The organism is Nocardia sp. CDC153 (genome assembly GCF_035818515.1).
Taxonomy (GTDB): Bacteria; Actinomycetota; Actinomycetes; order Mycobacteriales; family Mycobacteriaceae; genus Nocardia.
Map to the genome: position 1 here is coordinate 542776 of NZ_JAYKYU010000006.1, position 12809 is coordinate 555584.

The 12809-nt window shown below is 67.5% G+C and carries 12 protein-coding genes; 6 read left to right on the plus strand and 6 right to left on the minus strand.

The features are described from left to right. The first annotated feature begins 50 nt into the window (after positions 1-50). The gene (locus tag VMT65_RS32910; RefSeq protein WP_326312547.1) at positions 51-953 is read left to right on the plus strand and encodes an expansin EXLX1 family cellulose-binding protein; all 903 of its coding nucleotides are present in this window, start codon (positions 51-53) and stop codon (positions 951-953) included. Between the two features lie 108 nt (positions 954-1061). Further along, entirely contained in the window at positions 1062-1985 is a 924-nt protein-coding gene (locus VMT65_RS32915; RefSeq protein ID WP_326312549.1) for an alpha/beta fold hydrolase, read from the plus strand. Between the two features lies 1 nt (position 1986). Here the strand turns inward: VMT65_RS32915 and VMT65_RS32920 are convergent, their stop codons facing one another. Beyond that, positions 1987-3390 carry a WS/DGAT/MGAT family O-acyltransferase gene (locus VMT65_RS32920; RefSeq protein ID WP_326312551.1) on the minus strand — a complete coding sequence of 468 codons (1404 nt, stop codon included), beginning with the start codon at positions 3388-3390 and terminating at the stop codon, positions 1987-1989. Between the two features lie 268 nt (positions 3391-3658). Between VMT65_RS32920 and VMT65_RS32925 the strand changes: the two genes are divergently transcribed. Further along, a complete protein-coding gene (locus VMT65_RS32925) occupies positions 3659-4330 on the plus strand; it encodes a cutinase family protein (protein WP_326312553.1) in 672 nt (223 codons plus the stop codon). A gap of 207 nt (positions 4331-4537) precedes the next feature. Here the strand turns inward: VMT65_RS32925 and VMT65_RS32930 are convergent, their stop codons facing one another. Continuing rightward, entirely contained in the window at positions 4538-6565 is a 2028-nt protein-coding gene (locus VMT65_RS32930; RefSeq protein WP_326312554.1) for an SDR family oxidoreductase, read from the minus strand. A 498-nt stretch (positions 6566-7063) separates the two neighbouring features. Here VMT65_RS32930 and VMT65_RS32935 point away from each other — a divergent pair, with 498 nt between their 5' ends. After that, positions 7064-7582 (plus strand): Uma2 family endonuclease, encoded by a 519-nt coding sequence (locus tag VMT65_RS32935; protein ID WP_326312556.1) that lies wholly within the window; start codon positions 7064-7066, stop codon positions 7580-7582. Between the two features lie 45 nt (positions 7583-7627). Here the strand turns inward: VMT65_RS32935 and VMT65_RS32940 are convergent, their stop codons facing one another. The 4 genes from VMT65_RS32940 to VMT65_RS32955 form a co-directional block, all read right to left on the minus strand. Next, complete coding sequence (locus tag VMT65_RS32940) at positions 7628-8635, minus strand: hypothetical protein (protein WP_326312558.1); 1008 nt, start codon at positions 8633-8635, stop codon at positions 7628-7630. Between the two features lie 53 nt (positions 8636-8688). Next, positions 8689-9399 carry an SRPBCC family protein gene (locus VMT65_RS32945; protein ID WP_326312559.1) on the minus strand — a complete coding sequence of 237 codons (711 nt, stop codon included), beginning with the start codon at positions 9397-9399 and terminating at the stop codon, positions 8689-8691. Between the two features lie 211 nt (positions 9400-9610). Further along, positions 9611-10189 carry a hypothetical protein gene (locus VMT65_RS32950; protein ID WP_326312560.1) on the minus strand — a complete coding sequence of 193 codons (579 nt, stop codon included), beginning with the start codon at positions 10187-10189 and terminating at the stop codon, positions 9611-9613. 18 nt (positions 10190-10207) lie between these two features. Beyond that, the gene (locus VMT65_RS32955) at positions 10208-10633 is read right to left on the minus strand and encodes a hypothetical protein (protein WP_326312561.1); all 426 of its coding nucleotides are present in this window, start codon (positions 10631-10633) and stop codon (positions 10208-10210) included. Positions 10634-10812: 179 nt separating this feature from the next. Here VMT65_RS32955 and VMT65_RS32960 point away from each other — a divergent pair, with 179 nt between their 5' ends. Together VMT65_RS32960 and VMT65_RS32965 are read left to right on the plus strand one after the other, a co-directional pair. Beyond that, positions 10813-11727, plus strand: coding sequence for a universal stress protein (locus tag VMT65_RS32960; protein WP_326312562.1), 915 nt, complete (start codon positions 10813-10815; stop codon positions 11725-11727). Next, positions 11724-12806, plus strand: a complete 1083-nt coding sequence (locus VMT65_RS32965; protein ID WP_326312563.1) for an Acg family FMN-binding oxidoreductase — start codon at positions 11724-11726, stop codon at positions 12804-12806. The genes VMT65_RS32960 and VMT65_RS32965 overlap by 4 nt, the downstream gene beginning before the upstream one ends. Positions 12807-12809: the final 3 nt, after the last annotated feature.

Consider the following 12809-nt stretch of genomic DNA (forward strand, 5'->3'; position numbering starts at 1 on the left):
GTGCAGCATCGCTTCAGCAAACACACAATTCGGAGGGTTGGGGACCGGCCATGCACCGCACCGGACACGAAGAGGTCCATTCTGGCAGGCCATGGTTGTGGACGATTCTGGCGGGAGCGGTGGTGGTCGGGCTGGCCACGTGGTGGATCCGACCGCAGTCACTCAACTGCAGTACCGCCTCACCGACCACAACCGTCATCACGCTTCCCGCCGCACCGGCTCCGAGTTCGGTTACTCCCCAGCAGATTCAGACCACGGAGTCCCAACCGGCCCCGGAACAGGGCGAGGCCCGGTTCTACGCCTTCAGTCAGGGCGTGGCCTGCTCCCTGCCCGACCTCCCGCTCGACGGCTACTACGTCGGCGTACCCACCGGCCAATACGACGGCTCGGCCCCCTGCGGCTCCTACGTCGATATCGACGGCCCGCTCGGCAGCGTCCGCGCCGAGGTCGTCGACCGCTGCCCCGCCTGCGCCCCGAACCAATACGATTTGAGCCGTTCGGCTTTCGAGGCCATCGCCAATAGCGCCGACGGCGTCGCCAAGGTCCGCATCAGTCGCGTCCGCGACCCCAACCCGGCCCCCGAACTCGTCTACCGCGTGGAACCGAGCTCCTCACCGAGCTGGATTTCGATCTTGTTCTCCGGCACCGGAAATCCGGTCGCGCAAGTCTCCTTGAAGCCCGATTCCGGCCGCGACTACGTACCGCTGCGCCGCGGCAACGACAACTACTGGTCCGCCTCGGGCCTGGGCTCGGGCCCGTTCACCGCCGAGGTCACCGACATCTACGGTCACGCCGCCTTCGTCTCCGGCGTCACCATCGATCCGGGCGCCCTGCGCCACACCGGAGTTCGCCTCTACGAGATCCCCACCGAACCCCCGGCGACCCCGCCCCCGCCCACCGCGCCGGTGGTCGTCACCACGGTCGTCAGCGCCCCGGCGGGCTGCAAGTCGTAACCGGCCGCCCCGGCCCCGATATGGCATCATCAAATGGAACGTGTTCCATTTCGACCGCCGAGGGCGGTGTGATCGCGACCGCCGAGGCGGTGCGCCGGGAGGCCTTCGATGACGAACCCCAGCTTGGACCTGACCACCGCGAACGCCGGACCCCGCCGGGGCCGTCGCCTCTCGCCGCGCATCTCCCGGCTGACCGAGGTGCCGCAGGGCGCGATGGTGGAACTGCCCGGCCGCGGCACCACCTACGTGGTGGATCTGCCGGGCCCGGCCGCGGATTCGCCGACCGTCCTGCTGCTGCACGGCATGGCCACCACTGCCATGCTCAACTGGTTCCCGAGCCTGCGTGAACTCAATGAGCGCTACCGCGTGGTCCTGTTCGACCAGCGCTGGCACGGCCACGGAATCCGTTCCGAGCGTTTCGATCTCGACGATCTGGCCGACGACGTGGTGGCCGTCGCCGACGCGGTGGGCGTCGAACGGCCCATCCTGGCGGGCTATTCCATGGGCGGCGTGGTCGCCCAGCTGACCGCGCACCGCCACCCGGACCGCGTGGGCGGGCTGGTGCTGGCCGCCACCACCTACCGATTCCAGGAGAAGTGGCGCGAGCGCGCCTTCCACCGCGGCTGGGCCGTCACCGCGGCCATGTTCTCCGAATGGTCCTTCCGCCGCGCCGAATTGCGCCGCGACAAATTGCCCTCGCTGCCGGAGTCGTCGTGGCCGGTGGGTCGCATGGACCGTTGGGCCATGGCGGAATTGCGGGCGACCAGCGGGTGGGCTCTCGCACAGGCGCTCGCGGTGCTGGGCCGCTTCGATTCGTCGGACTGGTTGCCGACTCTGAAAGTGCCGACGGCGGTGGTGATCACCACGCGGGACCGGGCGTTGCCCGTCTTCCGTCAGCTGGAGATGGCGAAGGCTATTCCGGGAGCGGAGATCTTCCTCGCCAGGGCCGGTCACGCGGCCTGCGCACTCGAGGCGGACGTCTTTGTCCCGGTGTTCCTCGAGGCCGTGCAATCGGTGGTGGATCGGGCCTAGCTCAGGCCTTTTCGCGGGCGGCCTTGAGCAGCTCGGTGATCACCTCGGGGACGGCGTCGGCGAGCTTGTCCAGATCCGGCACCAGGTCCTTGCAGGCGATGAACCCGAAATCCATGTGCCCGTTATTGGAGATCACAGTGACGGTGAGACCCGCGCCGTGGAACACCGGCCCGAACGGATACATCGAGGCCACCCGCACACCCAGGAAATACATGGGGAAATTGGGCCCGGGCACGTTGGACACCACCAGGTTGTGCACCACCGGGTGATGCTCGGCCAACTTGAACGACGAATACGCCCGCGCGGCCAGCTGGAAGGTGTTGGGCGGCGCGTACTTCGCCCAATCCTGGAGGAAATCGGCCCCGATGAGGTTGTGCTCCTCCTTGGCCCCGCGATTGTCCTCGGCGATGGCGAGCAGGCGCGCCACCGGATTCTCGATATCGGTGTAGAGCCGCGCGAAGATGGTCGACACCTTGTTGGTGCCCTCCTCGTGGCGCGAGGTCTCGTGGGTGGACACCGGAACCGAGGCCAGCAGCGAGGTTTCGGGCAGTTCCTCGTGCAGTTCGAGATAACTGCGCAGCGCCCCGCCGACCACGGCCAGCACCACGTCGTTGACCTTCACCCCGAAGGCCGACTTTATCTCCTTGATATCCGACAGCTCGGTCTGCACGAAGGCGATGGTGCGATGCGGGGTGATTGCTCGATTGAACGGCGTGCGCGGCGCGGTGAACGGCAAGGGCATGCCGCGGGTACCGTTCCCGCTGCGCCGCCGCTGCACCAGATCGCCCAGAATGCCGACGGTCTTGGGCACCATGCCGACCATGCCGAGCTTGCCCGGGAACCTCAGCAGCGCCTCGACGCCCAGCTGAAGATCATTGGGTTCGCTGTCGTGCGAGGGGGTTTCGGCGGGCGGGGTGTAGCTCACGCCCGGCTCCACATCGCACAGGTGCATCATCATATTGGTGCCGGTGATGCCGTCCACGATGGCGTGGTGGTACTTCGACACCACCGCCACCTTGCCGTGCGGCAGCCCCTCGATGACCCACATCTCCCACAGCGGCCGAGCGCGATCCAGCGGCTGACCGGCGATATCGGCTGCCAGTTCCGCCAATCCGCGATCACCGGCCCCGCTGGGCAGTGCCAGCCGCCGGACGTGGTAGTCGAGATCGAAGTTCGAATCCCGCACCCACACCGGATGATCGAGATTGAACGGCACCTGGTGCAGCCGCCGCGTCATGGCCGGAATCAGGTGCAGCCGCCGTCCGAGTTCGGCCTTGAAGGCCTCGTGTTCGAATTCCACCCCGTCGGCGGTGGGATCGAGTATCAGCATTGCGCAGACGTGCAGCAGCTGTGTGTCTGTTTCGAGATAGAGGAAGCTCGCGTCGAGCCCGGTAAGTCGTTCCATACCAACACACTATGAGAACTGGTTGCATTTTGCGTGCCGTTCGCGGTGCCCGACCGAACCGGTCCGTGGCCGTCTCGTAGCCCTAAAGTAGCACGTAGATAACAAGTTTCATGATGAAACGGTTGGGTACCAATCAGGTGACTCTCCAGTAGAATTCGTTGCCGCACCTTCCGCTCGTTCTTACCGTGGGTCACATAGCCCGGTGATCAGTCTCTAGTCAATGACAAGAGTCACCGGGCTTCTCACAACGACGTGAGAGGTGAGGACAATGGGCGACCGGAAGGTACTGCTGCCTGGGAGATGGCGTACGGCTTGGGGTTTCGCGGCTACGGCTTGGGGTTTCGCGGCACTGACCGTGATCGCCGCGACCGTGTTCGTGCCACAGTCGACGGCCCACGCGGATGGATGCGCCGCCGTGGACGTCGTAGTGGCCAGGGGCACAGGCGAACCCGGCTGGCTCGGCAACGAGATCGGCGATCCCCTCTTCGGCATGCTGCTGGACCGGCTGCCCGTATCGGTGAGCGCCTACAGCGTGAACTATCCCGCCGACTACAGCTTCAATGTGGGCGCGGGCAGCGCGGATCTGGTGGGGCACATGGAATCCCAGGCCGCCGCCTGCCCGGGCCAGGAGTTCGTGGTGATCGGCTACTCGCAGGGCGCGGCGGTCGTGCACGCGGCCCTGGGCACCGGCGCGGTCACCTGGTACCCGGGCCGGGTGCAGCTGCCGGACTACCTGAGCGGACGCATCGCCGCGGTCCTGCTCTTCGGCGACCCCGTGCGGGGTCTGGGCTGGAATGTCCCCGGCCAGTTCCTGTCCCGCACCGGAGACTGGTGTGTGGGCGGCGATCCGGTCTGCGGCTCGGGCACCGACGCCAACGCCCACGTGGCCTACGGCAGTGATCTGGTGGCGGCGGCGAACTTCGCCGCCGACCGCATCTGACCCCGGGGAGGGGAAGGGTCCGACCCTCGGGCGGTTTCGACGGACACAAGCGAAACCCCAGGGCGGGTCCGGGTATCCGCGGCCGTGGGGGCGTTAGGTGCTATGGGCACTTAGGGCTCCTGTCCCACCTCGGCCGAGCGGGTACCGAAATGGTTCGGCCCGGCGTGCTGTTCCACGCCGGGCCGAACACTGTTGTGAGGCAGCCGATTACCAGTGCAGGCCGGGGATTCGGTTGGTGATGCGGGCCGCAGGGGCGGGCAGGCCCATGAGGGGCTGGACGATCGGGGCCAGCGCCATCAGCGGGCTGCGGGATTCCGGCTTCTCGGTGTTGTCGGTGGGCTCGTCCGTGACGGCCGGGTGATCGTTCCTGGCCGCCTTCGACTCGCCGAACATGCGGAAGCCCTGGTGCAGGATGGCGCGCTTCACCGACGGCATGACGGTGTCGACGAACTGGGCGAAGGTGCCGATCGGGGTGTCGATGCGGCTGGGGCGGTGTTCGAGGGCGCGCACCACGATGTCGGCGGCCTGGTCGGGGCTGTGCACCGGGATCGACTTGTAGAGGTCGGTCGGGGCGATCATGGCGGTGCGCACCAGCGGCATCCGCACCGAGGTGAACGTGATTCCGGCGTCGGCGTTCTCGACCGCGGCGATCTCGCTGAAGTTGTCCAGCGCCGACTTGCTGGCCACGTACGCCGCGAAGCGCGGCACCTTGGTCTGCACGGCGATCGAGGAGATGTTCACGAAGTGGCCGAAGCGGCGCTCCCGCATGGACGGCAGCAGGGCCAGGATCAGCCGCACCGCGCCGAAGTAGTTGACCGCCATGGTCCGCTCGAAATCGTGCATGCGGTCGGTGGAGTTGAGCACCGAACGGCGGATCGAGCGGCCCGCGTTGTTGACCACGTAGTCGACGTGACCGTAATCGGCCAGCACCTGCTTGACGAGCAGCTCCACCGACTTCTCGTCGGTGATGTCGCAGGTGTACGCCTGTGCCGCACCGCTTTCCGCGCGGACCTGGGCGGCCGCGGCCTCCAGATCCTCCTCGGTGCGCGCCACCATGAGCACGGTCGCGCCGCGCTTGGCGACGGCGTGCGCGGTGGCCAGACCGATGCCGGAGGACGCGCCGGTGATCAAGACGATGCGACCCTCGAGCCGATCGCCCTCGACACGGCGGGCGCGATCGGGATCGAGATTGGCGCGCCAGTACTTCCACAGCGTCTCGGCGTAGTCCTCGAAGGCCGGAACCTCGATGCCGGTGCCGCGCAGCTGCGCCCGGGTGGATTCGGAGACGAAGGTGGACTCGAACGAGGTGTGCGGGGCGACCTCGGCGGGAATGCCGAAGCGCTCCAACAGGAAATCCCGCACCGTGGGCACGCCCGGCAGGCCGCCGAGGGCGTGCAGCGCGGTGTGCGAGCCCGGCAGGGTGCCGATGGCGGTCGGCGCACCGGCCGCCTTGGCCAGGGCGTTGTAGATCTCGATGAACGGCTGCGGTTCCGGGTTGGTCAGGTGGAAGGTGCGCCCGATCAGGCCCGGCTTGTTGATCAGCGCGACCATCGCGTCGACCACGTAGTCGACCGGAATGATATTGGTGGAACCCAGATCCGGGATCGGCATGGGCAGCTCCGACGGCAGCGCCGCCAGCCCCGCGATGGCCGGGAAGAAGTAGTACGGACCGTCGATCTTGTCCATCTCGCCGGTGCGGGAATCGCCGACCACGATGGCCGGGCGGTAGACCCGCCAGCGCAGGCCCGCGGTCTCGCGCACCATCTTCTCGGCCTCGAACTTGGTGCGGTGGTAGGGCGAGTGCAGGCCCTGGCCCAGGTCGAAGTCGTCCTCGAAGAACTTGCCCTTGTGATCACCCGCGACGGCGACCGAGGACACGTGATGCAGCACCGCGCCGAGCTCGAGCGCCAGGTCGATGACCGCGCGGGTGCCGTTCACATTGGCGGCGTAGGTGACGGACTCGTCGGCGGTCATGTCGTAGACCGCGCCGAGGTGGATCACGTGATCGGCGCGCGGCGCTTCGTCCTGAAGCCCGAGCCCGGGTGCGGTCAGATCTCCGACCAGCGGGAAGACGCGGTCTCCGGCCCCCCAGCCGTCGGCCATCTCGCGCAGCTTGGCCACCGACGCCTCACGCGTCAGTGCGTGGACCACGGCCTCCGGGTCGCGCTCCAGCAGTGCGGCGATGACCCGCCGACCCAGGAATCCGGTTCCGCCCGTGACGATGTAAGAAACCATCGTCCCCTCCTTAATAACGAACGTGTTGGTACCCAACGGTGTTCGTCCGACATGCGTCGGTGGATGCGGACGTGAGTTGATTGGCCCCCTAGCAGAATGTCGGGCCGAGGTAGGAACACCTTCGTGCCTAACTAGTGAGTAACTTTACGGATCCTCGGTTGGCGGTTCAACTCGGGCGGTCGATTCCATGATGTGTGAATGGTCACCTCCGGGCTATCCGAGTTGGTATGTGTAACAAGGGGTTTGGTGTAACCCCTGGCCGCACTTGGCAATTCGCTAGCTACTGGTCAAATGTCCTGAGCGTGCGCTCACTTGTTTGATCTCTGTCGGTTTGCTCGCCCGCATTTGTGTCCTTTCTGTCCGAATCGCCCGGCTGAGCGGTAAAAGTGCTGGTGAACGCCTCGCCGCGGCGATCTGACGTTAAGGTGTTCCAGTCTTATCGCCCCGCGGTCGTGAAAGGAGTCGGTCATTCACCAGCTCGATCTGCCCAGCACCGGCGTGCGCACCCGGGCCGAATTCGACACCCTGCCGACGGTCCCGCGCGGCTGGGCCTGGGAATTGCGATCCGGTCGATTGGAGCTCAGCCTCATGCCCGTCACGTTCTGGTATTCCCGGATCGTGTTCCAGGTGCTCGATTTCTGGCGCGACCACGGATACGAAGCCGCCGGTGATCAATATGTGGCCGACAGCGGATTCGCGCGCGGTGAAATCGGTCAGCACAATTTCGTCGCCGACGGCGTGGTCTTCCAACCCGGACACCGCCCCGACAAACACAGCACCACCCACGCCCCCGCCGAACTGTTCGCCGTCATCGAAGCGGTCTGGCAGCCCGCGCAGGTCCGCGACGCCATCGACAAACTCCGCGTCTACTCCATGCTCGGCATCCCACACGTCTGGATCGTCCGCGGCGACCACGACACCGACGACCTCGACGGCTTCGTCAGCATGTACGAACTCGTCGGCGAGGACTACAAGCTCACCGGCAGCACCCTGGTCTCCGAACTCAACCCGAACTGAGGATTTCCACGCGAGACTCCGTGGAACGGAAGGTATCGGCCGTGCTCACGGCCGTACCGGGTCCGCCTCGTTGCGGGTGGTGCGGCCGTGGGTGTCTACCGCTGCGTCGAGGGAGTCGGCGAGGGCGGTGAGTTGTTCGACCGCGGGGCCGTGTTGGCGGAGGAAGTCGGCTCGGGCGCGGCCACGGCGGAAGTTGACGAAGGCTCGGCCGGTTTCCAGTTGGGCGGTGTACCAGAACAGGTAGGGGATGGTGAGGATGAAATTGATTGCGCCCCAGGTCATCCAGACGTTGTTGTGGAACCAGCCGTCGGAGGGCATGACCTTCGGGAAGATGTTGTAGATGGCGATCACCAGCATCAGCACCGGCAGGGTGTAGATGCGGGCCATGATGTAGAGCTCGGGGCGGCGTTTGACCAGCGGGTAGATCTCGGCGACGGCGAGAATGCAGATGCTGGCGGCGAAATGCTCTTCCTTGGGCGGGTAGCCGCCGAAGGTGAAGCACAGATTCCAGGTGGTGTAGAGGAAGTTCCAGGCCATTGTCGTGTAGGCGACCAGCTCGGCATTGCGGCCGGGCAGGACCTCCCAGAAGCGGGGGCAGTACGGGATGGTCAGGCACAATCCCAGGCCGACCGCCGCGTTCCAGTAGTTGCCGAGCTGGGCGTCGCGCAGGGTGGCCTCGGCGATGTTGAGGAACAGGATCGCGTAGGGAAACCACAGGAACCGTGGATGGCGCAGCAGCTCCCAGAACCGGCCCGGCCGCTGCTCGGCCGCCGAGATCCGCATGGCGCCGACCAGGGTCAGCGGAATCAGCACCGACAGGATCTTGGCCCACGAGAACCAGTTGATCAGCCCGATATCGCGACCGGGCCCCCAAATCCACAGGGGGAAGGTCAACAGCGACAGCCCCCACACCCACATCGCCGGGCGCGGATGGGTGCGCATGTAATCCACGATGAGCCACAGAATGCCGCAGAACACGGCCATGGACACGGCCGTGACCCAGGTGAAGGGCGCCGGATTCCCCGACACCGCCTCGGATGCCGCACTGATCATGATGCACACCGCCTTTCGCTGTCACTGAGTGGTTGGGCAGAGTGGGATCGGTATCAAACTCCGAGCGTTCGGGTCGGCCAGTTGCGCCCGGCATGCAGATCCGCGTGATCGATCCCTTCGTCGACCGGCGCGGCGGGCAGCGGGCGCATGCGCTCGGCACGCTCCTTGATGCCCAGCAGCATCTTGCGTTCCATGATCAGGCTGCCGGGTTCCATCACGAACATGTAGAACAACCGTTGCAGGACACCGTGATTCGGCAGCTCGATCCGATTGCGGCTGAGCAGCCGGGTGTCGCCGTCGGCCTCGTAGAGTTCGAACGCCCACACCCAGTGGTGATCGGTGGAGGCGAGCGCGAAGGCGTACGGCCGACTCAGAATGGCCACGCGCATGCGGGGACCCGTCTTACCCATCGGCAGGATGTCGTCGATGGCGAGATTCTGGAACTCCGGCAGGATCTCCGAGGCGCTGTGCATATCCAGCCCGAGCAGATTCTCGATCCAGTCGTAGGTGTACGCCCCACCCCGCCCCGGCCCCATCTGCACCAGCCACGGCCAAACCTGCTCCGGCGTAGCGGAAATGGTGATCGCCCGTGTTGTGACCAGGTCGGGCTGGGCCAACAGCCCGTCCCCGGGCATCCCCTTGCCCGCCTCCTCGGCGGTCGCACCCCAGGTGAGACACCTATTGCGCGCGAAGAGCCGGTACCCGACGGCCAGCCCGCCCACCGCCGAGGCCAGCCCCACCAGAATCGCCCTCGAAGTCCTCATGATCATTCCCTCTCGCTCGGAGTCGACTCCGATCCTGTGCCGCGAGACGGCATTGCCGAAGGGCCCGAGGGCCTCACTTGCGTCCTCCCTGCCGATGACCTTCGCCCATCGATAACGGGTCGCCCCCGATTCTGAAGCCAAACCATTCAGTTCCATTCGCACAGCCCGGGCGCGTCGGCATCATTCCGATGTCGCCGCGCCCGGACGGCGGTCAGGCGGGTTCGGCCGCGGCGAAATCGGTGGGCTGCCACCAGTCGAGGGAGGTTTCCGGGTCCGGAAGGCCCGCCGAGGCGAGCAGATCGCCGCGGCGGAGGCCGGGCAGGACCTGGTAGTCGATCGAACCGGGGACGCTGACCAGGGCGAGCACCCGCCACAGGGCACGGGCGTAGGCCTCGGCGGAGGCGGGGTCGTTCCATTCGTAGAGGCCGCGGTAGCGGCCCCGCTCGTCGTCGGTGAGCCAGAGCTTGGAGATCAGGCCCGGGAACCCGGCGAAGAGCAGGGTGTTGAGCAGGCTCTCGCGACGGAACAGGGCATGGCCGCGACCGCGGACGGCGCGCAGGGTGAAGGTGACCACCAGGACGCAGGGGTCGGTGGGGGCCGGGCGGTCGATGACGGTCTCGCGGAACACCCGCGCCGCGGTGCCGTCCGCGAACCCCACACGCAGGCCGAGGTTTTCGCGCGGCAGGTGTACTTGTCGGCGCAGCAGTAGGACGACGGTCCGGATGAGGCAGCGGGCGACGGCGGCGGCCGCCTGTCCGATCGGGAGGGGTGTGTGCGTGGTGTCGCTCATGGCGGTGTTCTCTCGGAATCAGGGTGCGGTGGTGATGGCCAGCCCGATCAGGGACGCGACCTTGAGCAGTTCGAGGGCGACGTACCAGCGGTGGGCGGTGGAGCGGGGGAGTTGCTCGCCCGCCAGGACTCGATCGGAGCGGCGGGTCAGGGGCGGGCGGACGGCGAGTAGCTGGGTGGCCAGGACGAAGATGGCCCAGCCGAGCCAGCCCCAGGCGGCGTCGGAGGGGCGGACGATCGCGGCGGCGGCGACCAGGAGCGCCGCGAGCACGAATTCGACGGTGTTCAAGGCGCGGAACACGATTCGGCCGATCGCCAAGCCGAGCGGCAGGGTCATGCCCGGGGCCCGGAACTTCAGCGGCGCCTCCAGGAACGAGATGGCGAGCACCATGCCGAGCCACAGCATGGGCAGAAACCACAGCAGGTGCTGGGCAAGGGATTTCATGCCTTCGACGCTAACCAGCCAGCGGTGACCGGCCAGGGTCCAAGGTCCTCTCCGCGGCCCTGGTGCACCTCCGACCCGCGAATCGGGGCCCGACGGCCCGCGGCGGGCATGACCTAGGTCTCTGGGACCGGCATCCCCGGGGCGCGATGCTCGACACAACATCTCGACCAGGAGGAACCATGTCGGATACCACCGCCCCCGAGCCGGATACCAGCCCGCGCCCCATCGTGGTCGGGGTCGATGGCTCCCAGATCTCCTATCAGGCGGTCGCCTGGGCGGCGGTCGAAGCCGAACTGCGGCAGTGGCCCTTGCACCTGGTGGTCGCGTACGGCGTGCAGTCCGGGCGTGAGCCGTTCACCGCGTTGGGCGTCGCCGAAAAGGGCGCGGTGCGGTCGGAGGGACTGCGGGTGCTGGCCGAGGCCGCGCGGATCGCCCATCATGCCGCGCCCGGGAACACCTTCTCCCTCACCAGCGAGGCGGTCGACGAGTTGGCGCTACCCGCGCTGATGCGGCGGTCGGCGCGGGCTCGGATGATGGTGGTAGGCAATCGGGGTCGCGGCGCGATTCGACGGGCCGTGCTCGGGTCGGTGAGTACCGGTCTGGCGCGGCACGCGCACTGCCCGGTCACCGTCGTGCACGGGGACCTGGATATCGAGCGACTCGGGGTGGACCGGCCGGTGATCGTCGGGGTCGACGGCACCGAGAACAGCCTGCCCGCCGTGCGGATGGCCTTCGAGGAGGCCTCGCTGCGCAAGGCCCCGCTCATCGCGGTGCATTCCTGGTGCGACACCAGCGGTTTCGACCTCGAAGTGGTCGGCTGGGAGACCATTCGCCAGAGTGAGGATGTGCTGCTGGCCGAGGGCCTGGCCGGGTTCGGCGAGGAGTTCCCCGACGTGAGCGTCGAACGCCACGTCACCTACGAGACCCCGGTACGCGCACTGCTCGACTACTCCGACCGCGCGCAGCTGCTCGTGGTCGGCACCCACGGCCGCGGCGGGTTCGCGGGCGTCGTGCTCGGTTCGGTCAGCACCGCACTGCTGCACGTGGCCAACTGCCCCGTGCTGGTGGTGCGCTCACAGGAGGAGTCCCGATGACCACCGCTGCTCGATTCGAGCCCGCCGATCCCCGCTACGCACCCGGCGAACTGACCACCCGCGAATCGATCGCCGACGAGAACGAGGACGGTTCCGCCATGCATCCCGACCACCAGACCATCAGGGCCGCACTGGCTTTGGCGGTGCGCGCGCCGTCGGTGCACAACACCCAGCCGTGGGCGTGGCGGCTGGGCGACACCACGGTCCAGCTGTACGCCGACGAGAGCCGCAGGCTGTCGCACGCCGACCCGGACAGCCGCGAGCTGCTGCTGAGTTGCGGTGCGGCACTGCATCATTTGACGGTCGCCATGCGGGCATTCGGCTGGGAGTCACAGGTGCACCGATTCCCGAATCCGGAGGACCGTCGCCACCTCGCCGCGATCGAGTTCCACCATGCGGCGCCCGACGAGGAGTCGGTTCGCCTGGCGCGGGCCATTTCCCGGCGACACAGCGACCGTCGCCGGTTCACCTCGTGGGAGATCCCGGACGGTCAGATCGCCGCCATCGCCGCCGCCGGAACCGTTCCCGGGGTGCGCGTGCACAGCGTCGACTCGACGGGCGAACGCGCCCGGCTGCTGAGGGTTTTCGAGAAGGCGGCCACCGAGCACGCCCAGGACCCGGGCTACGCCGCCGAATTGGCGGCCTGGAGCGGGCATCACGCCGCGCCCGCGGGCGTACCCGCCCGCAATGCCGTGGTCGGGACGGATCCGACCGTGCGACCCTTCGGTGATCCGCAACTGTCCGAGGCCGTGATCACCGACACCGAGAACGCGCGAATGCTGCTGGTGTGCACCGGTTCCAACGACTGGCGGGCCTGGCTGCGGGCCGGTGAGGCGACCAGCGCCATCCTGCTGTCCGCGACCGCTCGCGGCCTGGCCACCTGCCCGCTGACCGAACCCCTGGAACTGCCCGCCCTGCGTGAGCGGGTCCGCACCGAGTTGCTCGGCGGCTTCGGCTACCCGCAGCTGATCGTGCGCCTGGGCTGGGCGTCCACCAGCGCCGAACCCGTCCCGGCCACACCGCGTCTGCCGTTGAGCGAGGTGCTGCGGCCCCTCGAACCTACCGACCCACCGAGGTGATCG

Coding starts and splice junctions, on each gene's coding strand:
- VMT65_RS32915 (WP_326312549.1), top strand. CDS start 1,062: ATGACGAACCCCAGCTTGGACCTGACCACCGCGAACGCCGGACCCCGC.
- VMT65_RS32955 (WP_326312561.1), bottom strand. CDS start 10,633: ATGAAATCCCTTGCCCAGCACCTGCTGTGGTTTCTGCCCATGCTGTGG.
- VMT65_RS32910 (WP_326312547.1), top strand. CDS start 51: ATGCACCGCACCGGACACGAAGAGGTCCATTCTGGCAGGCCATGGTTG.
- VMT65_RS32925 (WP_326312553.1), top strand. CDS start 3,659: ATGGGCGACCGGAAGGTACTGCTGCCTGGGAGATGGCGTACGGCTTGG.
- VMT65_RS32920 (WP_326312551.1), bottom strand. CDS start 3,390: ATGGAACGACTTACCGGGCTCGACGCGAGCTTCCTCTATCTCGAAACA.
- VMT65_RS32950 (WP_326312560.1), bottom strand. CDS start 10,189: ATGAGCGACACCACGCACACACCCCTCCCGATCGGACAGGCGGCCGCC.
- VMT65_RS32930 (WP_326312554.1), bottom strand. CDS start 6,565: ATGGTTTCTTACATCGTCACGGGCGGAACCGGATTCCTGGGTCGGCGG.
- VMT65_RS32945 (WP_326312559.1), bottom strand. CDS start 9,399: ATGAGGACTTCGAGGGCGATTCTGGTGGGGCTGGCCTCGGCGGTGGGC.
- VMT65_RS32960 (WP_326312562.1), top strand. CDS start 10,813: ATGTCGGATACCACCGCCCCCGAGCCGGATACCAGCCCGCGCCCCATC.
- VMT65_RS32940 (WP_326312558.1), bottom strand. CDS start 8,635: ATGATCAGTGCGGCATCCGAGGCGGTGTCGGGGAATCCGGCGCCCTTC.
- VMT65_RS32965 (WP_326312563.1), top strand. CDS start 11,724: ATGACCACCGCTGCTCGATTCGAGCCCGCCGATCCCCGCTACGCACCC.